The 26,896-nt window shown below is 45.2% G+C and carries 28 protein-coding genes; 18 read left to right on the forward strand and 10 right to left on the reverse strand.

All coding sequences use genetic code 11. From position 1 onward, the window contains the following. Nucleotide 1: 1 nt before the first annotated feature. From WAE59_RS13070 to WAE59_RS13085, 4 genes are all read left to right on the forward strand, one after another. A complete protein-coding gene (locus WAE59_RS13070; protein WP_337856413.1) occupies nt 2-1,651 on the forward strand; it encodes a RagB/SusD family nutrient uptake outer membrane protein in 1,650 nt (549 codons plus the stop codon). A 20-nt stretch (nt 1,652-1,671) separates the two neighbouring features. Then, a complete protein-coding gene (locus WAE59_RS13075; RefSeq protein WP_337856414.1) occupies nt 1,672-3,018 on the forward strand; it encodes a Gfo/Idh/MocA family protein in 1,347 nt (448 codons plus the stop codon). Between the two features lie 85 nt (nt 3,019-3,103). Beyond that, nucleotides 3,104-3,919, forward strand: a complete 816-nt coding sequence (locus WAE59_RS13080; RefSeq protein WP_337856415.1) for a sugar phosphate isomerase/epimerase family protein — start codon at nt 3,104-3,106, stop codon at nt 3,917-3,919. Nucleotides 3,920-3,973: 54 nt separating this feature from the next. Further along, nucleotides 3,974-5,176 carry a PQQ-dependent sugar dehydrogenase gene (locus tag WAE59_RS13085; protein WP_337856416.1) on the forward strand — a complete coding sequence of 401 codons (1,203 nt, stop codon included), beginning with the start codon at nt 3,974-3,976 and terminating at the stop codon, nt 5,174-5,176. 16 nt (nt 5,177-5,192) lie between these two features. Here WAE59_RS13085 and WAE59_RS13090 read toward each other — a convergent pair whose 3' ends face one another. From WAE59_RS13090 to WAE59_RS13100, 3 genes are all read right to left on the reverse strand, one after another. After that, nucleotides 5,193-8,672 (reverse strand): alpha-L-rhamnosidase, encoded by a 3,480-nt coding sequence (locus tag WAE59_RS13090; protein WP_337856417.1) that lies wholly within the window; start codon nt 8,670-8,672, stop codon nt 5,193-5,195. Nucleotides 8,673-8,782: 110 nt separating this feature from the next. Further along, the gene (locus WAE59_RS13095) at nt 8,783-9,844 is read right to left on the reverse strand and encodes an endonuclease/exonuclease/phosphatase family protein (protein WP_337856418.1); all 1,062 of its coding nucleotides are present in this window, start codon (nt 9,842-9,844) and stop codon (nt 8,783-8,785) included. 24 nt (nt 9,845-9,868) lie between these two features. Next, nucleotides 9,869-11,380, reverse strand: coding sequence for a sensor histidine kinase (locus WAE59_RS13100; protein ID WP_337856419.1), 1,512 nt, complete (start codon nt 11,378-11,380; stop codon nt 9,869-9,871). 160 nt (nt 11,381-11,540) lie between these two features. Here WAE59_RS13100 and WAE59_RS13105 point away from each other — a divergent pair, with 160 nt between their 5' ends. Together WAE59_RS13105 and WAE59_RS13110 are read left to right on the forward strand one after the other, a co-directional pair. Further along, nucleotides 11,541-12,290, forward strand: a complete 750-nt coding sequence (locus WAE59_RS13105) for a GAF domain-containing protein (protein WP_337856420.1) — start codon at nt 11,541-11,543, stop codon at nt 12,288-12,290. 122 nt (nt 12,291-12,412) lie between these two features. Beyond that, nucleotides 12,413-13,741 carry a putative sensor domain DACNV-containing protein gene (locus WAE59_RS13110; protein ID WP_337856421.1) on the forward strand — a complete coding sequence of 443 codons (1,329 nt, stop codon included), beginning with the start codon at nt 12,413-12,415 and terminating at the stop codon, nt 13,739-13,741. Nucleotides 13,742-13,836: 95 nt separating this feature from the next. Here the strand turns inward: WAE59_RS13110 and WAE59_RS13115 are convergent, their stop codons facing one another. Then, a complete protein-coding gene (locus tag WAE59_RS13115; protein ID WP_337856422.1) occupies nt 13,837-14,085 on the reverse strand; it encodes a hypothetical protein in 249 nt (82 codons plus the stop codon). 158 nt (nt 14,086-14,243) lie between these two features. On the opposite strand from WAE59_RS13115, the gene WAE59_RS13120 reads away from it, so the two are divergent. Continuing rightward, nucleotides 14,244-15,134, forward strand: a complete 891-nt coding sequence (locus WAE59_RS13120; RefSeq protein ID WP_337856423.1) for a gliding motility protein GldB-related protein — start codon at nt 14,244-14,246, stop codon at nt 15,132-15,134. Here WAE59_RS13120 and WAE59_RS13125 read toward each other — a convergent pair. Further along, complete coding sequence (locus WAE59_RS13125; RefSeq protein ID WP_337856424.1) at nt 15,127-15,519, reverse strand: VOC family protein; 393 nt, start codon at nt 15,517-15,519, stop codon at nt 15,127-15,129. The two genes, WAE59_RS13120 and WAE59_RS13125, sit on opposite strands and share 8 nt — an antisense overlap. Before the next feature lie 177 nt (nt 15,520-15,696). On the opposite strand from WAE59_RS13125, the gene WAE59_RS13130 reads away from it, so the two are divergent. From WAE59_RS13130 to WAE59_RS13160, 7 genes are all read left to right on the forward strand, one after another. Beyond that, nucleotides 15,697-16,344 (forward strand): hypothetical protein, encoded by a 648-nt coding sequence (locus WAE59_RS13130; protein ID WP_337856425.1) that lies wholly within the window; start codon nt 15,697-15,699, stop codon nt 16,342-16,344. Between the two features lie 44 nt (nt 16,345-16,388). Beyond that, complete coding sequence (locus WAE59_RS13135) at nt 16,389-18,599, forward strand: family 78 glycoside hydrolase catalytic domain (RefSeq protein ID WP_337856426.1); 2,211 nt, start codon at nt 16,389-16,391, stop codon at nt 18,597-18,599. Between the two features lie 156 nt (nt 18,600-18,755). Beyond that, entirely contained in the window at nt 18,756-18,947 is a 192-nt protein-coding gene (locus WAE59_RS13140; protein ID WP_131594910.1) for a cold-shock protein, read from the forward strand. Between the two features lie 145 nt (nt 18,948-19,092). Next, nucleotides 19,093-19,341, forward strand: a complete 249-nt coding sequence (locus WAE59_RS13145; RefSeq protein ID WP_337856427.1) for a hypothetical protein — start codon at nt 19,093-19,095, stop codon at nt 19,339-19,341. Between the two features lie 161 nt (nt 19,342-19,502). After that, the gene (locus WAE59_RS13150; RefSeq protein ID WP_337856428.1) at nt 19,503-20,318 is read left to right on the forward strand and encodes a hypothetical protein; all 816 of its coding nucleotides are present in this window, start codon (nt 19,503-19,505) and stop codon (nt 20,316-20,318) included. A gap of 115 nt (nt 20,319-20,433) precedes the next feature. After that, complete coding sequence (locus WAE59_RS13155; protein ID WP_337856429.1) at nt 20,434-20,841, forward strand: VOC family protein; 408 nt, start codon at nt 20,434-20,436, stop codon at nt 20,839-20,841. A 120-nt stretch (nt 20,842-20,961) separates the two neighbouring features. Continuing rightward, nucleotides 20,962-21,774, forward strand: a complete 813-nt coding sequence (locus WAE59_RS13160; RefSeq protein WP_337856430.1) for a hypothetical protein — start codon at nt 20,962-20,964, stop codon at nt 21,772-21,774. A 1-nt stretch (nt 21,775) separates the two neighbouring features. Here the strand turns inward: WAE59_RS13160 and WAE59_RS13165 are convergent, their stop codons facing one another. The 5 genes from WAE59_RS13165 to WAE59_RS13180 all read right to left on the reverse strand — a co-directional run bounded on the left by WAE59_RS13165 (nt 21,776) and on the right by WAE59_RS13180 (nt 24,577). Beyond that, nucleotides 21,776-23,194, reverse strand: coding sequence for an SDR family oxidoreductase (locus tag WAE59_RS13165; RefSeq protein WP_337856431.1), 1,419 nt, complete (start codon nt 23,192-23,194; stop codon nt 21,776-21,778). Nucleotides 23,195-23,352: 158 nt separating this feature from the next. Continuing rightward, nucleotides 23,353-23,568, reverse strand: coding sequence for a CAP domain-containing protein (locus WAE59_RS13170; protein WP_337856432.1), 216 nt, complete (start codon nt 23,566-23,568; stop codon nt 23,353-23,355). After that, nucleotides 23,550-24,074, reverse strand: a complete 525-nt coding sequence (locus WAE59_RS13175) for a CAP domain-containing protein (protein ID WP_337856433.1) — start codon at nt 24,072-24,074, stop codon at nt 23,550-23,552. Before WAE59_RS13175 ends, WAE59_RS13170 begins: the two co-directional genes overlap by 19 nt. Beyond that, entirely contained in the window at nt 24,011-24,304 is a 294-nt protein-coding gene (locus WAE59_RS25875) for a CvpA family protein (protein ID WP_443147259.1), read from the reverse strand. The genes WAE59_RS13175 and WAE59_RS25875 overlap by 64 nt, the downstream gene beginning before the upstream one ends. Before the next feature lie 72 nt (nt 24,305-24,376). Further along, complete coding sequence (locus WAE59_RS13180; protein ID WP_337856434.1) at nt 24,377-24,577, reverse strand: hypothetical protein; 201 nt, start codon at nt 24,575-24,577, stop codon at nt 24,377-24,379. A 132-nt stretch (nt 24,578-24,709) separates the two neighbouring features. On the opposite strand from WAE59_RS13180, the gene WAE59_RS13185 reads away from it, so the two are divergent. The 4 genes from WAE59_RS13185 to WAE59_RS13200 all read left to right on the forward strand — a co-directional run bounded on the left by WAE59_RS13185 (nt 24,710) and on the right by WAE59_RS13200 (nt 26,853). After that, on the forward strand, nt 24,710-25,219 hold the full coding sequence (locus WAE59_RS13185; RefSeq protein ID WP_337856435.1) for a DUF892 family protein: 510 nt from the start codon (nt 24,710-24,712) through the stop codon (nt 25,217-25,219). Between the two features lie 126 nt (nt 25,220-25,345). Then, nucleotides 25,346-25,777, forward strand: a complete 432-nt coding sequence (locus tag WAE59_RS13190) for a hypothetical protein (RefSeq protein ID WP_337856436.1) — start codon at nt 25,346-25,348, stop codon at nt 25,775-25,777. A 96-nt stretch (nt 25,778-25,873) separates the two neighbouring features. Next, on the forward strand, nt 25,874-26,140 hold the full coding sequence (locus tag WAE59_RS13195; protein WP_337856437.1) for a hypothetical protein: 267 nt from the start codon (nt 25,874-25,876) through the stop codon (nt 26,138-26,140). A 95-nt stretch (nt 26,141-26,235) separates the two neighbouring features. Further along, nucleotides 26,236-26,853 carry a porin family protein gene (locus WAE59_RS13200; protein WP_337856438.1) on the forward strand — a complete coding sequence of 206 codons (618 nt, stop codon included), beginning with the start codon at nt 26,236-26,238 and terminating at the stop codon, nt 26,851-26,853. The last annotated feature ends 43 nt before the right edge of the window (nt 26,854-26,896 follow it).

Consider the following 26,896-nt stretch of genomic DNA (forward strand, 5'->3'; position numbering starts at 1 on the left):
CATGAGCTCATATCTATATCGCATTTTGGCTATTGCTTTAGTCGCTTTCGCCAATCCAGGCTGCAATAAACAATTGATAGAAGATCCAAAATCTTCGCTTACACCACAATACTTTAGTACCGCTCAGGGCTTTCAATCCGGACTTGATGCGGCCTATGCGGGCAACCGTAATTTATGGGGATCAGAAAATTTCATGACCATGACGGTACCCGGAACAGATGAATTCAAGTCCGGAAGCGGTGGCAACAGCAGCTTTAACATTTATTCGAGCAGCTACGACGCCAGCAGTGGATTTTTATCGGGAGTTTGGAATCCATGCTATACCTTCATCAATACCTGCAATGGCATCATAGACAACGGAGCGACGGTCAGCGGCCTTGATGCCAATACCGTTAAACAGAAAGTTGCAGAAGCCAAGTTTCTCCGTGCCAATTACTACTTCCTGCTCGTCAGGTTTTTCGGACCTGTAACCCTGAACAAAAATTTTATCAGCGAACCCAGTACCAGTGCAGGCAGATCGCCGATTGCGGAAGTTTACGATTTCATCGTACAGGATTTGAAAGACGCGATTGCTGCCCTTCCTCCGAGCCCGACCCTGAACGGCGTATTGCCGGGCAAGGCAACCGCGGCTGCGGCATCGCACCTGCTGGCTAAGGTCTACCTGACCAGGGCTTATTCATCTGCGAAACAAGCAGATGATTTTAAAAATGCTTATGATACTGCAAAAGGACTAATCGATAAGATAGCGACTTTAAACCTCGGGCTGCTGCCGGATTTTGGCGCTGTCTTCGCAGAAGGCAATGAAGCCAGTAAAGAAATTCTGTGGAGCGTTCAGCATACCCCGAACCTGACTTATAATGCCATCAGCAATGAATTGAATTTCCATTACGTGATGGGGTATGAAAATTTTCCTGGTCTTGTTCGCTCTATGGCTTACGGAAGGCCCTTTGGTCGTGTGCAACTCACCAACTGGCTTGGAAATGTTTGTTTTGCCGACAAAATCAATGACACCCGTTATTACAAAACTTTCCAGACGGTCTGGCTGTCTAACTCAGCCGAAAAGATTCCAAAAGTCAATGGTGTACCTAAATACGCTCTGGGCGATACGGCTATTTTCATGCCAGGGGTAGATGTGACGGACGCCAAGATCAATAGTACCCGCTATTCATTAGTTCCGCCGCGAAAATATACCTTACAGTTGTTTCCGACAATGACAAAATATCAGGATACCAAGCGCGCTGGCATCAATGATGCTTCAGTCAGACCTATTATGGTGTATCGCCTTGCGGAAACCTATCTGCTGGCTGCAGAAGCTGCAGTGAACCTGAATGACAATATCAATGCGGCAAAATATGTCAATGTGGTTCGTGCGCGCGCTGCTTATCCCAACGGCGACCTGGCTGCGATGACCGTGACACCGGCACAAATGACGCTAGACTATGTGCTGGATGAGCGGGCCCGTGAGTTGTGCGGAGAACAGACGCGCTGGCTGGATCTTGTAAGAACAAACAAACTTGTGGAGCGCGTGAAACTTTACAACCCTGATGCGGCTGTAAATATCCAGGAAAAGCATACCTTAAGGCCTATACCGCAAAGTCAGATCGATCGAATTATTACGGGTCCTAAGTATCCCCAAAACGACGGATTTTAATTGAATTAAACATATATTTTATGGAAAAGAGAAGAGATTTTATTAAAAAAGTGGCGATAGCATCGGCTGGAGTCATGGCCAGCAACAGTTTGTTTGGTATGAGCGCAAAAAGCTACCGCAATATTATTGGGGCCAACGAACGTGTTCATATGGCCATTATCGGTTTGAATGGCCGAGGTACCAGCATGGCTGGTACCTTCGCTAAGCAAAAGGACGCCGAGATCGTTACACTTTGCGATGTGGACACCCGCGTCTTCGGCAAAGCACTGAAATCTGTTGCAGACAATAAGCAAGTAAACGTCCCCAAAACCGAAGGCGATTGCCGCAAGGTGATGCAGGATAAAAATGTGGATGCCATCTATATTGCTACGCCCGACCATTGGCATGCACCCCTTACAGTTATGGGCTGCCAGGCGGGGAAACACGTCTATGTAGAGAAGCCTTTGAGCCATAACCCCCATGAAGGCGAACTGGCCATTGCGGCGGCCCGTAAATACAACAAGGTGGTGCAAATGGGCGCACAGCGGCGTTCGGCCCCGATACTGACTGAGGGTATACAGCAATTGCATGAGGGAATTATCGGCCGGGTCTATTATGCCAAGACCTGGTATACCAATGACCGTAAGCCCACTTTCCTGAAACCCGGTACTGTGCCGGCTGAGCTAAATTACGACCTCTGGCAAGGCCCTGCGCCGCGCCTGGCTTATAAGGATGGACTGATCCATTACAACTGGCACTGGTTTTGGCACTGGGGAACAGGCGAGGCACTGAACAATGGCACACATGAGGTAGATATCGCACGCTGGGGACTGGGTGTGGATTATCCGGTAAAAGTAAGCTCATCAGGCGGACGTTTTGCGTATAAGGACGATTGGGAAACACCGGATACACAGGTGGTGACGCTGGAATATCCCGACAGGAAAATGATCATGTGGGAAAGCAGCAATGCGAACGGCCGAAAAATAGAAGGTGAGGAGCGTGGGATTATTTTTTATGGTGAGAACGGAAGCCTGAGCACGGGGACTGATGCTTATAAGGTATTTGACCTGAAAGGAAAATTGCTGAAGGATGTAACGCCGAAAACCAAGGAAGAACCAGTGGAAGGCCGTAATACGGCCACTGTGAGCCTGAGTATGGATGGCTTGCATGTGGCTGATTTCCTGGATGCGATACGCAACAACCGCAAGCCGAACTGCGACGTGGAGATCGGCCACAAAAGCATCATCGGTATGCAGCTCAGTAATATTGCCTGGCGTGTAGGGCGGGAACTTCGTCTGGATCCGAAGAATGGCCATATACTCAATGATCCACAGGCACAAAAGTTATGGAAACGTAGCTATGAGCCAGGCTGGGAACCTAAAGTTTAATTAAAATTCTATATTTACAATAATTCGCAATATGATCCATTATTTAAAAAGAGCTTTACTAAGCCTGTGTTTAACGGGCAGTCTGATGAGCAGTCAGGTTATAGCCCAAAAAAAGCTGTTTCCAGAGGCTCCGGGTATCGTATCGTATACCTATCGGAACCAGTTTGCCAAAGATGTGCCCGGCACGTTGGATATGATAAAGGCTATGGGCATAACTGACATAGAATTTTCGAACCTGTTTAAACAAACACCTGAGGACTTGCGCAAGATGTGCGATGCGAGGGGACTCAAATGTTCATCCTATGGGGTAAGTTATGAAGACTTTGTAGGTAAGACAGATGAGGTGGGGAAAACCGCCAGGATATTGGGCGCAAGCTTTGTCAGGATAGCCAGTATTCCACACAAAGGTGCTTTTACTTTAGACAATGCTAGGCAGACAGTTGCTGATTTTAACAAGTATGGTAAGTTGCTGAAAGATAACTATGGCCTCACGTTCATCTACCACAACCATGGTTTCGAATTTGAGCCCTATCAGGATGGCACGCTGTACGACTACATCCTGAAAAATACCGAGCCGAAATATGTGAGCATGGAACTGGATATCCTCTGGGCTTTTTTGCCGGGACAGGATCCGGCGCAATTACTGGCCAAATACGATAACCGCTATAAAGCCCTGCACATGAAAGATTTAAAGAAAGGCGTGGAACGCGGCAGCCTTTCGGGCGGTACGGACAAGGAGAACGATGTGATTTTGGGCAGTGGCCAGATCGATATTCCGGCTGTAATAAAGGCAGCGCGCAAAGCCGGCGTAAAACATTACTATATTGAAGATGAAAGCAGTTCGTCCCTGACGCAAGTACCTGAGAGTATCAAATACCTCAATAGTTTGAAAAAAGAATAACCCAATACACCTTAAAATATTGAAACCTACACACAAATAAGACAAAACACCTTTATGCTATCAAAATTGTATAAACCATTAGTACTGGGCGTCGCACTAAGCTCAGTTTGCATTTCGGGCATGGCTCAAACCGGTGCCCCTGTAGAAAAGAACAAAGCGAATACCGACTACAAGCCGGCTTTTGCGGGCCAAACCCGTATTGCCAGCGTGAAGAGCAAAGCGGCGTACAAGGACGAGGTGATCAATTCCGAGCTGAAAAGCCCATGGGGCATCTGCGTATTGCCAGATGGTAGGCTACTCATCAGCGGTAAGACCGGCACTATGCAAATATTGACCACTGCAGGGAAGATTGTGAAAACGATCACAGGTTTCCCTAAGGTACATTACCAGGGACAGGGTGGTATGCTGGATGTGAACATTGATCCCAACTTTACACAAAACCGCATGGTGTACTGGACCTACGCCCAGCCAGGTGATGACGGTGCTGCATTGGCGGTTGCGAAAGGCAAGCTCTCTGCGGATGAAACGAAATTGGAGGATGTAAGCGTGATATTTGAAGCTGTGCCCCGTCATAAAGGCGGCGGTCAGTACGGTTCGCGGTTGTTGTTTGATAAAGCGGGCAATATCTTCGTGAGTTCGGGCGACCGTAGCGCGAACAACATTCGTCAAAAAGCGCAGGATCTGAGCGCTACAACAGGCAAGATCATCCACATCACCAAAGATGGGAAGCCGGTGGCTAGCAACCCATTCATTGGAACGCCAAATGCCAAGCCTGAAATCTATGCACTGGGTTTCCGCAATCCTGATGGGATGGCCATAAATCCTGCAACAGGAGATCTGTGGGAAGCTGAGTTCGGTCCGCGTGGAGGCGATGAACTGAACCTGATCAAGGCAGGAGGTAACTACGGTTGGCCGGTGATCACTTATGGCATTGAGTACAGTGGCGAAAAAGTGTACGAAGGAATCCAGCAGAAAGAAGGCATGATACAGCCCGTTTACTATTGGGATCCGGTTCTTTCGCCAGGTTGTATGATTTTTTACACCGGCAACATCGCGGAGTGGAAAAACAACATTTTAATAGGAGGCCTGAGCAGTGTGCACATCGCTCGTTTGGTGATTAAGAATAATAAGGTGGTAGGTGAGGAGCGCTTGCTGGAAGGCAGGATGGAGCGCTGGCGCTGCATGGCTATTGGTAAAGACGGTAACATTTACGCAGGTACCGATAACGGCAAGCTGTATAAAATCAGCAAGAAATAAGCTTTTTAACTTCCCATTAAATTGGGAAGTTAAAAGTATGTGTTCCTGAAGAAAGTTTAAAGCAATGCTTTCCGTTTTGCATTCCGGAATAGACAACTCCCTTTGGATGATTGGTTTTTTCAAACTCCGGATTGCCAGATTTGCCGGGAATTAAATATAGTGTCGCGCTGCTATTGGCCGGCACTACAAATTCATAACGGATACTTTTATTGCGAATTTCCCAGCTTGACTCGATTTTTCCGTACATAGAATTGTAAAATCCTTTGGCATAGGTCATTCCGCCAGTTGGGTCTGGCTCCGGGCGAAGGATAAAGTGCTGAAATCCGGGGCTTGCTTCATCCCTTTGTATCCCTAATGAGTACTCATACAACCAGGAGCCGACAGCGCCAAAAGAATAATGGTTGAATGAATTCATCCGATTGTTGCCGCCAAATCCACTTGACTGTGTATAGGAGTTCAAACGCTCCCATATAGTGGTGGCACCCTGGCTTACTGAATAAAGCCAGGAAGGGTAGGAGCGTTGTTGTAACAAACGGTAAGCGACTTCGCTTTGTCCATAGGCAGACAGTACCGGGTTTATGCCTGCGGTACCGATGAACCCGGTCATCAGTGAATAAGGCGGGCATATGCTGCCATCATCGGCTACATGCTCACGTTGAACCGCCTTGACCAGATGCAGGCTTGCAGCGGCTGCGTTGGCTTCATTCAATAGGGTAAACTGGAGTGGGATCACGTAGGAACTCTGCGTATCTATTATTTTGCCCCTAAATGCGGTTTGTTTTGTCAGGGGGTCTATGTAGGTATCGTTAAAGATTACCTTTCTCTTTGCAGCCAGATGCTGGAAGGAGGCGGCGTCCCCGGGTTTGGCCAGGATGCCTGCTATTTTGGCCATGAGCTCCAGGTTATAAATGTAATAAGCATCCCATAAAAGTGCCTTTTCGGTTTTGTTGTATTCCGGACTCAGCCAGTCGCCAAGACTTGACCACTCGGCTCTGTTTTTGTCGTCCAGGACACCTGTTTTGGGATCAATTTCTGAGGAAAGATAGTCTACATATTTTTTCATAGCTGCATAGTGTTCAACCAGCAGATCCCGGTCCCCATACTGCTGATAGCTTTCCCAGGCAACAGTAATCCCTGCGCTTCCCCAAAGTACACCGCCAAATCCACCGCCCAAAGGAGCGACGTCCGAAAACCGTCCATCTTCCCGCTGTGTATCGCGCATGGCCTGCATGTGTCTTCTTAAAAATTGCGGGACATTACTGAGGTAAGTGGCAGTCTTGGCAAATACGGAAATGTCGCCACTCCAACCCAGGCGCTCATTTCTTTGCGGGCAATCTGTGGGGATGGACATGAAATTTGCGAAGGTTGACCAAGTGATGTTTTCCCACAATTTATTGACGGCCTCAGAGGAGCTCTCGTACTTAGAATCCAGTTCAGTGACAGAACTCAGGACTTCGCCGCTAACTGCGGACAATGCTGGCGGACTGGTAAGGCCGGTGATTTCTACAAATCGATAGCCATGATAGGTAAAACGGGGATTGATGGTTTCTGTTCCTCCTTTGGCGATGTAAATCTCCTGCGCCATTGCTGCCCTGATGTTTTCCAGCATGATCATGCCTTTATTGTCCTTGTATTCCGGCAGGTCAGGGTACTTGACTTCAGCGAAACGCAGGATCACCCGTTTACCTGGTTTTAATCCTGAAAGCATCACTTTAGGCACTCCAGCCATATTTTGCCCCATGTCGTAGACATATACACCAGGGCGTACCTCCTCCATGGATTTCGCATTGATCGCTTTGATTTTTCTCACCGGAGCTCCATATTGACCAATAAGTGACAGCTTACTGAAATCACCTGTCATCGGCATGTTAGCACCTTTGTTGCTTTCATCCAGACTGATATTGCCAACCAATGGAACTTCAACGGTTTTTAGCCAGTGCGTAGCATCATATCCGGCCTGATCCCAACCCTTTACCTCAGCTTCCCTTCTTGCGTCATAGACCTCACCCTGAAAAAGACTTCCGTAACGTAAAGGCCCTTCGGTACTGTACTTCCAGGTCAGGGGATCGGTGACGATGCTTTCTTCCTGACCATTTTCATATTGTATGACCAGTTTCGCAAGCAGCGACTGCCGGTCACCAAAGAAGTTCCAGAATTCGCCCATGTAGGTAGCGCCGCCACTCCACCAACCTTCGGCCAGAATTGCAGCAATTGCATTCTCCCCGGCTGATAAGTCTTTAGTGACATCGTAGCTTTGGTATAAATGAGTTTTGTTGTATTGCGTCAAACCGGGGTTTAAATAGTCTTCGCCTATCCGCTTTCCATTGATCCTGACTTCATAAATCCCCCTGGAAGTGACATATAGCCTGGCTTTCCTGATTGCCGGTTTTGCGGTAAATGTGGTGCGTAGCATCGGCATCGCATTTTGGCTGGGGTTGCTGATGACCATGTAGCCTTTATTTTCTGCTGAAATAGCAGATGTGGTACCGGAATACTTATTCCAAGTGCTCACTAAAACGTTCGACGGACTCCTGTAATTGCGGATTTCCAGATCTGAGAAACTTGCCTTTTGACCGTAAGGAACTTTATATCCGACATCGCCCAGCACAGGGAAAGCAATGAAATCTCCCCCCTGACCGAGTGGATTCAGGTTCAGACGGCCCAACAAGTTTTCTTTTTCTAAGCCATCCATGTAGATGTGGGTGTCTCCCAGATTAGAGCTTAAGTGGATGCGGTGGTTATGGTATTTTGTGGAGGGATTAATGATGCTCGATGGAATCAGGAAAGTTTTTAAAGGCTTTTCTTTTCGATCTTCAGGTGCATACCCCCGCCTGTAAACATTCAGGGTAGCCTGTGCATTTGGCTGCTTTCCGGAGAGGTCCAGTTCAATCATGATGTAAGCGCTATCTTTTGGATTGGCAAGTTTGAACAAGTTTTTATTGCTGTCCATCAACCTTAAATCATTGGCGCCATATATGAATCCTGCTTTGGTGCTGCCCGAGTTTTCATCCAGTTGCAAAGAGAAGCTGAGTTTGAACACGGGAAGGTAATGGGAGTATAATGCCAGGTGTTTGTCGTCGGCGCCAATCCATTTTGCACCGCCCCAACCAGCGGCATTTGGATTTGGGTCCATCAGACCAGTCTCAAACCAGGAGCTTGCCAAATGTTTCTTATGCTGCTGATCCCAGACGGAAAGCTGCCACTGATATCGCGTCCTGGGCTTTAACCTTTTCCCGCTGTAGAGGATATTGAGTGCAGTTTTTTGGTTGATCTTCCCTGAGTTCCATACGGACAAGCCTTCCTCGTCCCGAACAAGAATCTGGTAGGCACTCTGGTAGTATCCCCTGGCCGTAGTATGCATTTGCCAGCTGAACCTTGGCTGCAGGACATCTATTCCAAGTGGTGTTGTGCAATATTCCGTTTGCAGATTGCCGATTTTAACTTCTTGTGCTTCAAGCTGAAGTAAGCCCGGGAAAAAGAAGGATAATAAAATCAATGATAGTAATCGTACTGGAGCTGGACACATATTTACATCGGTTAGGTAATGGATCGAACGAATTTAAAAATAAACGTCAATATAACGGTATTTTCATTACAGGATCCATCCTATGACGCGGCATTAATTTTTTCATCGGCCAGTTCCTGATCTGCTTCATCAGCTTCCAGCTCCTGATTCTGGTGCGAGGAAGCGGGATCTAGCTGTAGGTTGACAAACATGGGGAAGTGGTCAGAGCCACAGCTCGGTAGTCTTTTTATCGTACTTAGCGTAAACTCAGAAGAACAAAAAATGTGATCGAGGGGGAAGCGCAGGAAGAGGTATTTGGCATTGAAACTATTAAAAAAGCCCCGTCCACGTCTTGGATCCAGCAATCCACTGATCTTTAGAAACAGATCGGTGGTGTAGCTCCATGCCACGTCATTCAAATCTCCTGCTACAACGACCGGAATGGTACTTGCTTTTGCTTTTTTGGCCACGATTAAGATCTCCTTGTCCCTTTCCGTAGATCTGGGATTTTCCTGCGGTACTGGCGGCTCGGGATGCAGGCAATAGACCCTTAGCCAATCTCCCGAAGGAATTTGGACCAATGTCTCTATGGAAGGTATACCTGCGGCAACCAGGTAATGAATTTCATTTTCTTTGAGCGGTAAACGGGAATAGAGCATCATGCCGTAGGTATTTTCCAAAGGAACCTTTACCTGGTGCGGATAACTTTCTGTGATTTCTTCCATTTGCTGCATCCACCATTGATTGGTCTCTACCATCAGCACAAGATCGGGGCTGTACTTCCGTATCAAACTGATATAGTCTGCTGCCCGACGGTTTTCCTGGTATACATTGGCGATCAGCATGCTGAGATTTCTTTCGCCGGCTTGCTGGCGGCTGGTAATGATTTGTTTTTTGGCCAGGGGAGTAAAGGGGTAGACCTGCCAGATCAGGTAACCCAGGTTAAGTACGATCAGTCCTGCAAAAATACTTTCGGAAGTAGTCACTGGAAATTGGAAGATCAGCAGCGCGATTACCAAAAGGACATTGATGGTAAGCTTCTGAAGCCTGGGATATTCGAATACCCTGAAAATCCAGAAGTCGTGCCTGACCAGGGGCATGAGACTTGCCAGCAGTACTAAAGCACCTGGATACAATAGGAGAGGGTGTATGTTGAATTCCATTGCCGAAGATAGCTGCTTTTTTCTTTAAAATGTGGTTGGCAGTTTGAAGTAGAAAGTACAACCTCCTTCAGGATTGTTTTCCACCCAAATTTCTCCATTGTGGTGCCTGATGATCTCTGCGCAGAGGTAAAGACCGATACCGAAGCCAGAGGCGTTCATGACATGCGGGTTATCGATATGGCTGAAGCGTTCAAAAACACGTGTTTTATCACTCTCTGAGATTCCGCAGCCCTGGTCTTTCACCGCAACTTCCAGGTATCCTTCCTGCCTGGTACAGGAAATGGTAATTGAACTCCCATGCGCTGAATACTTGATCGCGTTGCTGATCATGTTGGCCAGAACTGCACCAATTTTCATTCTGTCTGCAGTGACCCTGACGGTCTCGCAATCCCGCTGAATGAACTGGTGCTGGGGAGCGGTCAGCTGGGCATCGTCCAGGTACTCCGCGATCAATTCTTCCATGTCAAATTCACTAGGCTGGAGTTCAAATTTGCCGGATTCCAGTCGGGATATATTCACAAAGCTGTTGATCATCTGGGTCATTTTGCCAATTTGGTGTTGTGATTTTTGTAAAATGTTCTGGAGTTGCTCATCAGCTTCTGTTCCGACTTTTCTGCTGATCAACTGGATCATTCCAGTCAGTGAGGTGAGTGGAGTTTTAAGTTCATGACTCACCATGCCAATGAATTGGTTTTTACGGATGGTCTCCAATTTTTGATCAGTGATGTCCAGGATTGTTCCACTCAGGCTGTTGGCCTGATGCACAGCTGAATAATTTGCCCTGCCATTCAGCCTCACCCAGCGGTCGGAGCTGCCCGAAACAGGGCTGACAGGAAATTCCATCTCCAGGTTTGATCCATTCTTTATGGAATTTTGAAAGGCGTGGTTTACCTCCAGGCGGTAGTCTTGATGCACCAGTGTGATGAATTCTGGAAATGAGATTTCGTTACTTGTAAATCCGCAGATTTCCGCTCCCCGGTCGGTAGCACTGAATTCATTTTTTGCGGGGTTAAATTTCCAGGTGCCGAGCTTTGCGGTTTCAATCGCCATTATGCACTCCTGATTGCTGGATTTTAATGCGCAATTGGCTTCCTCCAGCTGAATAGCAGCTTTTTCAAGTTCCTTTTTTGCAGAAACCTTGTGGCTGATGTCCTGGGCCGTGACCAGAACCCCTGTCACTTCGGAATTGTCATTTAAAATCGGCCTGTAGGTGTAATCGATATGGATAGAATATGAATTACCTTGCTGGTCATTCATGGTTAGCAGGACCTCTTCATCCCGATAAGTTATTCCGGTTTGCATCACTTGCCCGAGTTGCCCTAGAAATTTGGGGTTTACTTCTGGAAATGCGGTGATCAATGGTTTGCCTATTGTTTTATCCGACCTATCCCTGCGCCAAAATTCAAACATGGCATCATTTGCGAATGTAATGAGATGTTGATCGCCTTCCAGTATTGCGATTGGGATAGGGAGCAGATTCAGTACTTGTTCGTTTCCGGATGGGCCAGGCAAATCACATTCTACTAAATTCTGCATCAGTTCAAGTTCTATTTTTAATTATCTGTGAGTATTAATTATTATAAATTAAGCTTTTATAAGCCGGATTTGTTTTTAAAAAGTCAAAATCAAGGATAATAATTATCTTCATTACATCGTAGATTTAGGTTTGTTATACCTTTGCTGCCCTAAAAAGATCATGAGAAAACCTGGCATATCTTTACCTGAAAACGAGTCTGAGCGATTGTCCGCATTGGCAAGCTACAGGCTAATGGATACAGTGCCGGAAGCTGACTTCGATGAACTGACCGCCTTGGCTGCGGAAATTTGCGGGACACCTATAGCATTAGTTACCCTCCTTGGTGAACAGCATCAGTGGTTTAAGTCGCACCACGGTACCGAATTGGAACAGACCCCCCGTAGCATTGCTTTTTGCAGTCATGCCATTTTAGAACAGGATGGAATCCTTGTGGTGCCTGATGCGAGGGAAGATCCGCGTTTCTCTGAGAATCCACTGGTGACGGGGGATACCAATATTGTATTTTATGCAGGAGTTTCGCTGGTTAATGAAGCAGGATGCGCCTTGGGTACCCTTTGCGTGATCGGTCATGAGCAGCGCCAGCTGAGCGACCGACAGCTGAGTGCCTTGAAGACTTTGAGCAAGCAGGCGCTGATGCTGATGGAACTAAGAAGGAAGACTACTCTGCTGGAACATCAAAACCTCATACTGGAAAGAAACAATGCAGCACTGCAGGAATTTGCGAGGCGCACTGTTCATGACCTTAAAAATCCGCTGACAAGCATCATTCTGAATTCGCAAGCCCTGGTAATCCGCTTAAGGGACAAGGTCGACGAGCGTACCTTGCGCCTGGCAGAAATGAATGTGAGTTCGGGCAAGGAGCTGAATGAGCTGATCAACCACTTGCTTAGGGAATCCCTGAAGGATTAAATACGGGTTCAGGTCTTTCCAAACCGCATAGCCATCTCTTTTTCAAAAGAATTTTAAATTTTAACCAGTTAGTTTAAAACGATTTGCAAATTCTGATGTTTTCCGATAAATCGGGGACAATTTTGAAAAATGCAAAACCACAGGACCTGGCCGTCCTGCTACAAAACAAGCTGAAACTCACTAAAAGCAAGTTTCCGGTACCAGAGCTTATGGTGCTGGAAAAACTGCTGGACTGCCTTTTTTATGTGAGTATGTGCAAGGAAGAAAGTGACCTTGTAAAGGTTACGGTTACGTTGATTGACCCTGCTAATCCAGATCCGCATCCTCCTAAGAAGCCGGTGGCTGAGCGCTGGAGTTGTGTCAGTTTCGAACAGCCCATTCCTATGACCACCAAAGCACTGGCCAAGCTCTCCAAGGCGGCAGACCCCTGCAGTACCACACTGGCCGTTTATTATCAGGGAGAGGAACTCTACATCTGGGGCATGATTGATCAGGCTATGCACTACCAGAATTTCCTGAATTACGAATCTGAGACGGACTCCGAGCAGCCGGGGCTTTTCCAGGTGTCTGTAAACGACATCGGCACCTTGAACGTATTGTTTAACTACGAGTTGCTGGCCACATTGAAACAGGACACATTGGTGCAGCGTTATCTGGATGTGTTGACCATAGGTCCCATTTCTAAAATACTCAAAAGCAATGCTGATTTCCTGAAGTCGGCCTTTCGGGAATACCTTGAACAAACTTATCCTGAAGAAGCATTTCGTGACTGGCAGGACTTCCTGGACAACCTTTGGATCCAGACCTTTTCCCGTTTGTTGTTGAAGATTCAGAGTTATCAGCATGGTGGCGCCATTTTAATCCATCAGGACGGTGCCGACCTGGATATTAAATACAAAATTCACTACAAACGCCTGACCCTGGCTATGATCGCTCATGCGAAGGCATCGGTTGACCTTTATATATTGGAAAAAAGGATTTCCGCTGATCTCAAATCGAGGAAGCAAACGCTTAGTAAAGATTTGTACCTCTCGGGATCTGCAACGCTTCATTTGAAAAAAGGCACAGCAGACGAAATCAGTGGCGCCATTAGCTTTATTGCCTCTCAAACCTGTGTTGACGGCGTGGTACTTTTTGATGAAAATATGGTTTCCAATGGTTTTGGCGCAGTACTCCGGTCCAAACGTATGCCGAAAAAGATCTACAGATCGGGTACTGCCACTGCAACGGCAAAATCGCTAAGTCCTGCAGATCCCAAACATTACGGAACCAGGCATAGGTCTATGATTGCCTACTGTTGGAACCATGCTAAATCACTGGGGCTGGTTATTTCCCAGGATGGAGAAATCAGGGTGTTTTCCAAGATCGACGATAAGTTGATCATGTGGGAAAATATTAAAATTCAGCAATATGTAAAGGATAAGAAACATCAGAATAAATTACCTTATTGAGTAGAACAATAAAAGCGGGTAAATGACAGAGCTATAAGTTTTAGATTTCGGCTGAACATGATTCAGTCCAGCCGAAATCTATTCTTCAGTTGCTTTTAATTGCCTCTGGCAATACGTTGGGTTCCTGAAAAGCTACCCTTTTTCCAGCCTCGGTTGGAATAGTCTGTGTTTAAGATGTATTCACCGGTTTTAGTGTCTAAAATAACTACGCCTTCTGTCGATGTTGAGGTCATAAACCTCCCGTTCTCACTATGCTCTTCATTTTTGAAACTGAACGCTGTAATGATCAATACGGCGCCTAAAAAGCCGATCAAAACTGATTTGATGTCTACCTGATACTTCATATATTTAGATTTAAATGTGTGTATAGCTAAAATACACATATAGATTTATCTTTTCTCCTTTGTTTATAAAGAATATTTGGAGCCTGCTGCAGTCCTCATGTTATAAAACCCGATATAATTTGATTCAATGGAAGTGAAATTAACACTATATTTGAGATATGATGAAAAAGATTCTCTTGATTCCCCTTTTGTCAATTTTCCTCGTTAGTTCGTGTTTCGCTCAGTATGTTAATGATCCTTTGAAGGCAACTTTCGTCACTAAAGACATCACCAACTTTTGGAATGCCTTTGATCAAGTTAAAGCCAGTACTCAAATAAACCCATTTGAAGCGTTATATATCCAGCCAGGTTCTCCTGGTGTGCAGGCTTTTACCCCAGGCAGAATTGAAAGCGCAGCTTCATTGTTGAAGACTGTTCTTGAAAGGTGGGACGATTATGTGAAAATAAGAAAAAATAGCTTGGCAATGCTTGAAAACGAAAAGCAATGCAGGGCTGCGTTCCTGGCGCTAAAATATCTTTATCCTAAAGCAGTATATCCGAACGTATATTTTGTAATCGGAAGGTTCAATTCTGGTGGTCACTCCAATCCTAAAGGATTAATTATAGGAGCAGAGATGGTTCAGTCAAAGGATGTTCCCTATATGGTGGCCCACGAACTCATTCATTATCAGCAGGACAGTATCCCTAAGAAAAATCTTAGTCTGCTAGCTGCCTGTATCAATGAGGGGAGCGCCGATTTTATTGCTGAACTGATTTCGGGAGGAGGTCCAAACCGGGAAACACATGATTACGGGAATGCCAATGAATCAAAATTGTGGAATGAATTTAAGCTGATCATGGACGATAAGGAAGACAGCCACGATTGGATGTATAATTACAAGCCTAAAAATGGATACCCACCAGATTTAGGCTATTGGATTGGCTATAAAATCACCGAGGCTTACTATAATAAAGCGACTGATAAAAAGAAGGCGATATCAGATATTCTTCATATAAAGGATTTTTATCAATTCCTGAGCGATAGTGGGTACCCCTTAAAATTTAAATAGGTTTAATGGCTGCGCGAGGACTGAAGAAGTTCACTAAATTTCCATCAGGATCACGGAATAGGAGTGATTTATTTCCCCATGGCATTGTAGTAGGTTTTTGGACGATATAGGACTGGAGAAAATCTGCTAATCGCTCGTAAACACCTTCTACATCATCTACCATAAATTCAATAATGGCGCTGCGGTTTTCGGCAGCTTTGGCAACTTCCTCCCCTCCAAAGAACTGTAAAGTTCTTGTACTGCCGATCGCCAGGGTCGCAGTGTTGGTCTTCAGCTCAGCAAAATCCGGGGTGTGCTGTACTGCAGACAGTCCGGTTACTTGCTCATAAAATTTTGTCAGGCCATCGATGTTGGCTGTAATAATGCGAATGGATACTAAATTCATGTTGTTAATGATCTTAATTATTTGCCGAAGATAGATGTGGGTACTGACAACAGTATGTCTGTGTGATCGTTAAGTTGTATGATTTTTTAATTCGACATTTCTATCGACATCGTTACGAAGCGGCTTGGTGCTATAAGCGGGTATTCGTATCTTAGGAAGACACACACGCAAATGAAAATGAAACTATTATTAGCAATGTTCATCATGACCTGTACGGTTACTGTGAATGCCCAATCTTACACCATTTCGAAAGAGGTCAATATTTTTGGAGACACCATAGAAACACATAAGGATAAATTGGGTAGGGAAACTTTTAAAATTGAAAATTCCACCGATATTTTTGGAAATAAGAAGAAGAAAATTGTTGGTTCTGATGGAAGGGTTATCAGATCACAGACCAAATCGAAAGATATATTTGGTAATGAAATTACAGAAATTTACGACGATGAATCAAAGAATAAAACAACGATAAAAAAATCCACTGACATTTTTGGAAACAAAAAAGTCGATGTTACTGATGATAGGGGATTGAATACCATGTCGATAAAGTCTTCAACTGATATTTTTGGTAATGTAAAAAAAACAATCATCAGACCCAATAATCAAACTTTAGGATCAGTTAAAAAATCGACCGACATTTTTGGTAATGAAAATATCGAGATTGCCAATGGCGATGGTCAGGTTATGGCTACAATAAAATCCTCTACAGACATCTTTGGAAAAGAGACCAAGACTTTTAAGCTTGAAAGCGGAACTGAAGACAATGAAAAGAACGAGAAGCTCGTTAAATTATTAATGCGAATGGCGGCTGGCTTTGAAAAATAAGGTGCTGATTTTAGTTTGGGACATAGGAACTATATTTAGCATAAATGAAGAAAAAAATCAGTGACTTATTTGTCATCCAGTTTTTGGTTTTGATGGCATCATCTGCCATTGCACAGACCAAGACAGCGGCGCCTCATGGCTTGTTGTGCGATCTGGTGGCTGGACAAGGTTCCGAAATTTACAGTGAGCGCCCTGCCTTTAGTTGGATACTGCCATCAGGCAAGAACGTGGTTCAAACTGCTTATCAGATCATTGTTAGCCAGAAGAATATTAAAGGCGAAAGTGCTGCGGAAATTATTTGGAATTCTGGGAAAGTGAATCAGGAACAATCTTCAGCAGTGGTTTATGCGGGGCCGACTTTGAAAGCCGGGCAAAGCTATTCCTGGAAGCTGCGGACATGGACAAACAGAGGGCTGAGCGGCTATTCTGAGACACAACCGTTCAAGATGGCTGAGCAGTTATCAGCTTACCATACAGCTGCATATCCTTTGCAGAAGACGCCTCAACATCCCCTGAAATTAATCCATAGCGATCAGCATATTTTTGCCGACTTCGGTAAAGATGCCTTTGCTCAACTGAGCCTGGAGCTGAAGGCGAAGAAAGATGGCGATTCGGTGGTTGTGCATTTGGGCGAAAAATTGGATAAAATGGGCAGAGTAAACCGTCGTCCGGGTGGTACCATCCGTTATGCCAGATACGTCATACGATTGAGCGCCGGGACTCATAATTATTCAATTGAGCTTCGGCAGGACAAGCGCAACACTGGGCCCAGTGCAATCAAGATGCCTGTTTCTGTGGGTGAGGTATTTCCTTTCCGGTACGTGGAAATAGAAGGTTATGATGCGAAATTGGAACCGAAGCAAGTCCTTCGTCATATGGTACATTACCCATTTGATACGAATGCGGCAACCTTTTTAAGTTCCGATAGCGTGTTGAATCAGGTATGGGAACTCTGTAAGTACTCCATGCTAGCCACTTCATTTACTGGTGTTTATGTGGATGGAGATCGGGAACGGATCCCCTATGAGGCTGATGCGGTGATCAACCAGTTGAGCCACTATGCGGTGGACAGGGAATTTACCATGGCAAGACGCTCGCAGGAATACCTGATCAAGAACGCGCAATGGCCGACGGAGTGGATCATGCAGTCGGTCATCATGGCCTATAACGATTACCTGTATACAGGAGATATCCGCTCGGTGCGGAAGTTCTATACCGATCTAAAAGCCAAAACCCTGATGTCGCTGCAGGATGAAACTGGTCTAATCACTACGACTAAACAAACGGATTCAATCAGGAAAAGCGTGCATTATGCAGGTAATGAATTGAAGGACATTGTAGACTGGCCGCAGTCGGGCATACTTGGCCTTGGAAAGGAAGCGATGGGCGAAACAGACGGCTTTGTATTCACAAAGTATAATGCTGTGACCAATGCCTATTTTTACAATGGCTTGGTCCTTATGGGGCATCTGGCAGAGGCAGTCGGCGAGCAAAAGGAGGCAAAATCATTCCGGGAAAGGGCTGCTGCATTAAAAAAGGCCTATCAGGAAAAATTCTGGAATGCCAGCACCGGGAACTACCGTGATGGAGTAGGTACTGACCACAGCGCCTTACACAGCAACTTTTTTGCACTCGCATTTGGACTGGTAGCCGAGAAGGATATTCCTGCTGTAGTAGAATTTGTACGCAGTCGTGGAATGGCCTGCAGTGTTTATGGAAGTCAGTTTTTGCTGGACGGGCTTTACAATGGAGGAGCAGGAGCATATGCATTGTCGCTGTTGACCTCAACCACAAAACGCAGCTGGTACAACATGATTCGTGAAGGAAGCACCATTACGATGGAGGCATGGGACGATTCATTCAAGCCCAACCAGGATTGGAATCATGCCTGGGGCGCTGCACCTGGAAATGTCATCTCGAGGAAGTTAATGGGAATAGAACCCTTACTTCCTGCCTGGTCATCGTTTAAAGTGCGACCGCAGGTTGCCGGGCTTAGCTCGGCAAAGATTACAGTTCCTACGATTAAGGGTACTGTTGCCATGAGTTTTGAGCAAATGCCTGGGAAATCATTTTCTATGGAGCTTACAGTACCTGCAAATACCCGCGCGGAAGTATATGTTCCTTTAGCAGATGCAAAAAGCGATAAGGTGTTGATGGATGGTAAACCTGCAAAGGGTAAAACAGAAGGCGCTTTTTTTGTAATTCAGAATGTAGGTTCCGGGGTTCATGCGTTTTTCAGCAACAAAGGCTATTGACATGGGCAAAATAAAATTATATCAACTACAGCGCAAGAAAAATGTTTTGAGTTCTTATTCCGCCGTAAAATATTATTTTATTTTTTAAATTATTTTAAAATAAAATTTTATATCTCAATTATTTGTTTATCTTTGGGTACAATTAAATAATATATAATGCAATTAGGAACAGTAAAATTTTTCAATGAGACAAAAGGTTTTGGATTTATCGTACCAGCTAATGGTGATAGCGAAATCTTCGTTCATTCATCTGGTTTAATGGACAACATTCGTGAGAATGATTCAGTAAGCTACGACATCGAGCAGGGCAAAAAAGGCCTGAACGCAATTAATGTTAAAATCAGCTAATTAGATTTCCTTCATAATTGATGAAACACCTGCTTCTGGCAGGTGTTTTTTTATGTTAAATTTTTTCCCTAGGGTCCGAAGCCTGCAAGGCCTTGCCATTCAATTTCAAACAGTTTTGCTTCAAACCTGCATTTTTCAGATCTTTTTGATTAAAATTACGCATGGATACTCACGAAGCACCTTCTTCAGATACCTTACTGCGCCGGAGACTGCGCCGAGTATGTTCCTGGTGCTTTCGCCTGATCTATTTATTCTGACGGCCAGTGATCTCGATCTCCAGGCGACAAAGACCAGGCGGGAACTGATCGTAGACAAGCATATTTTTGAAGCCTTTCCTGATAACCCGGAACTCCCTGACGCCGATGGCGTGAAAAATATCAGTGGCTCGCTTTAGGAGGTGCTGCGCACAAAGAAGCCGAATGTGACGCATTTCCAGCATTATGATGTGCCGGCCTCTAATAAATACTGAGGCGGGGAAGTATTTCAAACTTATGTCCAGCTTTCAGTGTTGTGTTTGGGTACAATTACCATTGAAGATCTGAAAATAATAAGTTCATGACCGGAACCCTATCGCAATTGCTATCGCTGATTACCTATGGAAATCAGTACCTTAAAAATCTCGAACTGCCTAAGAATTACTATCCCGAAAATGTAGCTTTCAAATTCTGCAATCAAGTTAATTTTATAGACCTGCAAACCGTAGAAGGTGGCAAACATTTGGAGCAGCTTTGGGCAGCTGAGCCTTTGGCCTGGTTTGAGCGTCTGAAACTTGATGGATGTCTCCGGTTAATGGCTTACTACCATCCCTCTGAAGGAAATGAACAGGGTACGCCCGATCATAAGTTGGCTGGCTTTATAGGTGGTGGCGGTACCTGGCTAATTGAGGCTGTGTATGAAGGCTACTCAGATTTTTGGGCAGAACGCTGGGAAGTGAGCAGGCCGGATGATCCGGATCAGTTGATCTGGGCGGTTAGTTATGGCAGGACGATTAGTGGTTCTGATACCATCGCATTCAGTCCGGACCATTTGCAGGCCACTGAAGATTTGCGGAAAATTTTACTTGATATCCGTGACTTCGCTGGTAGCCATGATCTCGAGAGCTGGACAGGTGTGTTTGATCGCTCGTTGAGTATCCTGGACGGCTCTGAACAAAACAATTGGTATGCTGGTACAATATCAGAATCGGCTTATCCAAAGTCGGCCTTGAAGCTGATTTATGCAGCCATGTCTGCCCATGTTTTTGGAGGTATGGGTTCGTGGAATGATCTGGGTTTTGAAAAGAAGGAAGTACAGGATGATTATGACGACCTGTCTTATCATTTGTATGACAGGATCAATAGGGCTTTGCTTTCCGGAGTAAATGTCGGGTAGAATCTCCGAGTTATTGCGACTGATTGAAATACCTGGATTTCTTGTCCTATGGCAAGCTTGTTGAGTGCTGCAATGCTTAGTTTTGAGTTAATGATTCACCTAATTCATTTACATCATGACTGCTAAAAACCCATTCGTCTGGACTGAGATCAGCGTAAACGACCTCGCCCGCGCCAAGAAATTTTATGAAACAGTATTACAGGTTCAGTTGACACCATTACCAATGCCTGAGAACATGCAGGTGGATGCAGATTCCCCGGACTATTTCGAGATGATTGCTTTTCCATCAGATATGTTGGGCCCGGGTAGTAGCGGCACGCTTGTAAAATCCAATATGGCTGCGCCTGGTCCTGGCGGAACTTTAGTTTATTTCTATTCTGACGATTGTGCTGTGGAACTATCCCGTGTAGAAGCGGCCGGAGGTAAGGTTATTGCTGGAAAGATGTCAATAGGTGAACATGGTTTCTGTGGTATTTGCCAGGACTCGGAAGGCAATCACATCGGCTTTCATTCTATGAAGTAATTGGGAGCTTAGGTTTAAGTGTGAAGACTTAAGCCTAAGCACAATTAGCCTGAGACTTAAAGTAATTCTATTTTGAATTTGGTGAAATTTTTTTATATTTATATAACCAAATTTCAAAAGATGCATCTCAAATTAGCCTTGTCAATCTTTTTTGTAGCTTTATTAAGCTTATCCTGCAAAAAGTCCGGGACTGAAGAGGAGCCCGGGCAAAAACAAAAGAAGATTCTGAGCAGGATTATTGAAACTTCCATAGCCCAAGCTGGCAACACTACAGTTTTTACCAATTTTACTTATGATGAAGCAGGCAGGCTGATTAAAGAAAAGAATCCGGCTTCCGAAACCAATTACACTTACAAACAAGATGAGGTATTTCAGGTGATACAGCAGACAGAATTTGCGAAGATAACAATCGATTTTACTTATGAGTCCGGAAGGATAAAAAAGGCTTCCGTAGCAGATAAAAGAGGGGCTCTGGTAAACCAATTTGACTTAAAATACAGCTATCAGGGATATAAGCTGTTGCGGATTGATCGCGTCAGCGATGGAATCGTTAGTGGGAAAACGGAATACCAATACAAGGGCGAGGAGGTGTCTAAAACAATAGCGGATGACGGTACAAACATCATCACCATAGATTACACAAGTGATGATAAAAAGAACCTACACTACGATCTGGGTAGGCAGGTTATTGATGTAATGGCGAGCCTCCGTTCTAAGGCTTCTTCCCTGCATAACTTTGTGACCGAAAAAACTACGTTTACACTACATGAGGGTCCGGCTACCAGTTCTTTAGATGTCAGCTACGAGTATAAATATGATGAGGATGGTTATCCGGTGACGCTCATCAGAAAGTCAAAACACTCTTCCCAGACTGTGGGAACCGAATCCAGGTCTACTTTTGAGTATAAAACGGTAACCACGACCGCTAAATAGTTCAACCCGCTATCTTCTTGATCATGCCATTGAAAATGAAATAGTGGAAGGGCAGCACGGCGTACCAATACAAACGGCCCGCTATTCCGAGTGGACGAAAGGTGGCTGTCTGGCTCACCTCATTGCCTTCAATTTTAAATTCGAGCCAGGCTTCTCCGGGTAGTTTCATCTCGGCATAGAGCAGCAGTCGTTTCTGGTCTCGGCTGGCATAAATAACCCTCCAGAAGTCCAGGGATTCTCCTGTATTCAGGTCTTTCAGATTTTTCCTTCCCCGCTGTAGCCCGACACCTCCGAATAACTTGTCTATAAAGCCCCGAAAGCTCCAGAGCCAGTTGGCATAATACCAGCCAGATCTTCCGCCAATAGCAAAAATTCTTTCCGTAGCCATTTCCGGGTCATTTGTTTTGAGCCTTTTTTTATCGGTAAAGACCCCATCTGCTGGTACTTTGAGTTGCCGCTCAACCATTGCCCTGGAATAAGTACCGCCCATGGCGTCGTACCAGCTCGAGAGCACCATGTTCTGTTCAATCTTATCGAAAGCAAGGACTATGGCTTGTTCATAGGGAATGAGTTTTATATGCAGTCGTTTTGCCAGATCATTGGGTTGCGCAACCACATCTACACGCATGCTGTCTACCAGGTTTCTTGCCAGGGAGTAGGAAGTGGAGGTCACGAAATATAACCAATAGGAGGAAAGTCGGGGTGTCATCACAGGCACGGTAAGAATTGACCTTTTCAATCCCCGGACTTTGGCATAGCCCATGAGCATCTGTTTGTAGCTGAGGATATCAGGTCCATAAATGTCGTAATGCCTGCCATAGCTGAAATCTTGCAGTAACACACCCGATAAGAACTCTATAACATTGCGGATCGCAATAGGCTGACATTTGGTATGCAACCATTTCGGGGCAACCATGACCGGTAGCTTTTCTACCAGGTCCCGAATGATCTCAAATGACGCACTGCCGGAACCAACGATGATGCCGGCACGTAAAGTAGTCAGGGGAGTTTTTCCTTTGGCCAGCGTGTCTTCTACTTTTTTCCGGGAGGCCAGGTGACTGGAAAGCGCTTTACTGTTCACTATTCCGCTTAAAAAAATGAGCTGCCTGGCATCGGTCTGATCTATAGCCCGGCTGAAGTTTTGGGCAGAGCGTTCTTCATTGTCACTAAAATCTCCTCCTGCACTCATCGAGTGCACCAGGTAGTAAGCTGCATCAATATCCTGCGGCAGATGCTTCAGGCTGTTGCTGTCCAGCAGATCGGCTTCAACAACGTTGATCGAGGCATGATCGCCAAATTTGCGTTTAATAAACCTGGACTGGTCTCTGACCACACAGGTTACTTCATGTCCCTGATCCAGCAGGACTGGCAAAAGACGTTGAGCGATGTATCCGGTAGCTCCGGTCAATAGTATTTTCATGTGACTCAGGTTCGAATTTATCTGATTATGATTTACTCTTTCAACAGTATAACTTATAAAACGTTTTGAATCAATGAAGTGTAATGAAAATATTTTGTTATAATACGGGGTCTTTCCATCAGAGTTCTTCAGAGAAAAAAATGACCCTTTCGCTGAGGTTAGTTTCTGAAGTTCTGGGTAATCATCAAACCATAAATACCAGCATCCATGATGCCAATGCCAAGCCGGCCAAAAGCGGGTTGCAGGATATTGGCCCGGTGTGGTGGGGAATTCATCAGACCCTGATGCGCTGTTTGCAAAGTCTGCGCCAGGGCAAGGTTTTCGCCAGCTGCACGAAAGGAGACATAATCGGACCTCAGTCGATCGGACAGCATCTTCCATCTGGACTATTGTGTGAAAAATAACCCTTTGAAAGCATATCTGCAGAATGCTTTCTGGCAGTTTGTGTAGTTTCTGGATCAGCCTTTAAAGGCCTGAGCCCATGTTTTTGACGCTCGGCGTTTACTAAGCTTAGCATCTCTGCTTCCAGGTCTCCCCGGATCTTGGCATGGTTTACCTGGAAATTGAGCTTGACGTATTCTTTATGGCCCAGGGCGGCCGCTGGTTGCTGAATGACAGTGCTGACCAGTTCTCCAAACACAGGCGAAAGCTGATCCTGCATCCAATTTACCTTGGCGATCACCCAGTCATTGAGTGTGCTTTTTCGGACTTCTTCTGCAGTACCTGTTCCTATGGGGATGAGTAAGAGCAGGATGGACAAGAGACTGAGCCATAAGAAACCATGTAATATTCCAGGAAAGATTCCCAACAGTTTATTTAGGATACTCGCGTGTGTTTCTTCCGTGATCCTAAATAGGAGCCTTCTTGTGGCCTCTTCCAATAGTATGCGGCTGCGATGAGTAATACCATGAAGGTAAGCGGAACCAGCCAGGGGCCCATTGAAATATAATTACCTAAGAATTTACTGACCGGACCGTATAAAAAGAAGCCCGCCAGCAGGCTACCGGCCCAGCACAATAAATCTGCAGCAGTGATCAGGAATCCGCGCTGTACACTTCTTACAACGGAAAAAAATAAGATCAGTATAAGTATAACATCAATCCAGTTCATATTTTCAAAAAAAAAACAGCCTTAACGCTAGAGTCAGGGCTGCTTAAATATAATAAAGATAATTGATCTGTCTTATGCCGGATCATCATCAGGGTTTTCAAAATCGGCCTCACCTTTGGAAGTCCCGCTCTTTTTTTCCTTTTCTTTGGAACCCTGGTTTTCGCGTTCTACCGCTTCATTGGGGTCTGTACCTTTGTTATTGGTATTTGGCGCTGAATTATCATCGTCCTGATCTTTATTGGAGGTTTTACCTTTTTGTTCCTGAGTTTCCATAATATACATGATTTACTTTAGTTAACAATGATCCCCGTAGAATGGTTTTGGTGGATTTGTTAGCTTGGGGCTACTTATTTTTTTATCATCGGTCAGGAAGAACATTCTATCTTTTTCAGGTGTTGAACTGTTATGAAAACTTCTCCCAAAGAGCTCAAAGAAACTTTTGGATCATTACTATTACAGAATTATGCCAGCGAACAGGGCTATACGAAGCTGTTTACGCAATTCTCATCCCTCGCTCTTACTGCCGAACTTCGTGCGACACTTTCTCCTGAGCGTAACGAATTGGCTCAACAGCTAGCGCGACTACAACAGATCTTAAAATTGATGAAGCTGCGTCCGTCGAAAGCCAATACCCCGATAGATGAATCTTTTTTGATGATGGGAAAGGAGATTTGTACCGGCAAAAAAGAAGGTGATTTGGATCGAGATGTACGGATCTTAACTGCAGCTAAGTTAATTAGCTATCATCGCCTGGCTAAAATCAGCAGTCTGGAGGCTATGGCTACAGCAATTGGGATGGAGGCAGTTGCAATGCTATTGGAACAGAGCTGTGCGGAATGCAGAAATTCGTCAGCCTATCTAAGCCAGATCGAAAAGAACATCCTGTATCCACAGGTCTTACAACCTCAATCCTGAGCTGCGATGACGGCGGCTGAATGTTTAAAGGATTGGGTTGCAGAAAAACACGCAGGTCAACGAATAAGGCGCAGCAACGAGCCGTATTTAAACCACTTATTGGCTGTTGCTAATTTAGCAAAACCGATGGCCCGCCTTGGCTACGAGATCGGTCTTTGTCATGACTTGCTGGAAGATACAGACACGAGGCCTGAAGAACTTCGGGAATCCCTGCTTTCTTTTGGCTACGGCGAGGAGGAAGCAGCCCACATCACTGGTTGTGTGCTTGAGCTTACCGATGTATTCACCGCCACCGCTTTCCCTGATCTGAGTAAAAAAAAACGCAAGAAAAAGGAGAGCGCTCGCCTGGTCGGGATCAGTGCCGATGCCCAGACGGTGAAGTACGCCGACCTGATTTATAACATCGGATGGGTATTGCAATATGACCAAAAGAATGCAAAAAGATACCTTCATAAAAAAATGCGCTTATTAGATCGTTTAAAGAAAGGAAACGAGGCGCTGCGGCGCCCTGCGATGGCACTGATTGCTAAGTCTCAGGCAGGGCCAATAGCCGAATGACCCGGATGTCATTTTCTGGTTTTATTTGTCAAAAAGCCAAAACCAGTTTCGGATTGAGGTGTTCAGGAGGAAACAAATGACTTAAAATATACGACTATGAGAATTCCAGAAGAAGAACCAGAGAATGAGGAAATCATCAATCCAGAGCAGTTCCAGGTAGGTCGCGCTCCTGAGGAAGAAAAACCGAGCGGAGAGGAGGATTCGGAGGATATTGAAGAGGATTCAGATTACACCGAAGATGAAGTAGAGTTTGCCGATGGGGCAGGGACAGAGCTGGATGAGGAGATAGATACTCCTGATCCGGAGGATCTGGAGGATGAACTCGACGAAATCGATGAAGATTTCGAAGAAGATGAACAATAATACACATCAAATTAAAGCCCCGAAAGGGGCTTTTTCATATCTGCATTTTAGAAAAGAGTTGATATATTAGTGCCATCTAAATTAATAATAACGACATGAAAAAATTATTAGTGGCATTGATGCTACTTGGCGCTAGCGCCACTGTGCAATCTCAGGAAAAAGGAAGCCTTGAATTTGGTATTACTGTTGGTTACAACGCTGCCACTGTAACCGCTGGCTCGAATACCAACAGTGATTATCGAAGTGGATTTAATGTAACCGCCTTTGGTGACTATTTCTTCTCGGACAGGTGGAGTATTAAAACCAAATTGGCTTATGATCAAAAAGGCTGGAATAATGGATTTCTAACCAATCTGGACAACGGCCAAAGTTATGCTACCGACTACCAGCTCAATTACCTGACGATCCCGGTAATGGCCAACTGGCATTTTGGTAAAAAAAGGAATTGGTTCTTGAATTTCGGGCCCTATGCCGGTATTCTGCTGGATGCCAAAGAAACAACCTTTGGTATGGATCTGAAAGATTATATGAAAACAGCTGATGTAGGACTTGGCTTGGGAATAGGCGTTAAGATCCCAGTGGCTAGCCGACTGAAGATTCTTATCGAAACAGAAGGTCAGGCTGGTTTTATTGATGTATTTAAAGACAATACTGGTTCAGAAATCAGGAACTCCCGGAGCAGCATTAATGCCGGACTGGTTTTTGCGCTTTAGAACTTGAAAGTTTCAAGGAAATGCCCACTTTAACCGGTGGGCA

Origin of the sequence: Pedobacter sp. GR22-6 (assembly GCF_037402555.1) — a bacterium.
Classification (GTDB): domain Bacteria; phylum Bacteroidota; class Bacteroidia; order Sphingobacteriales; family Sphingobacteriaceae; genus Pedobacter.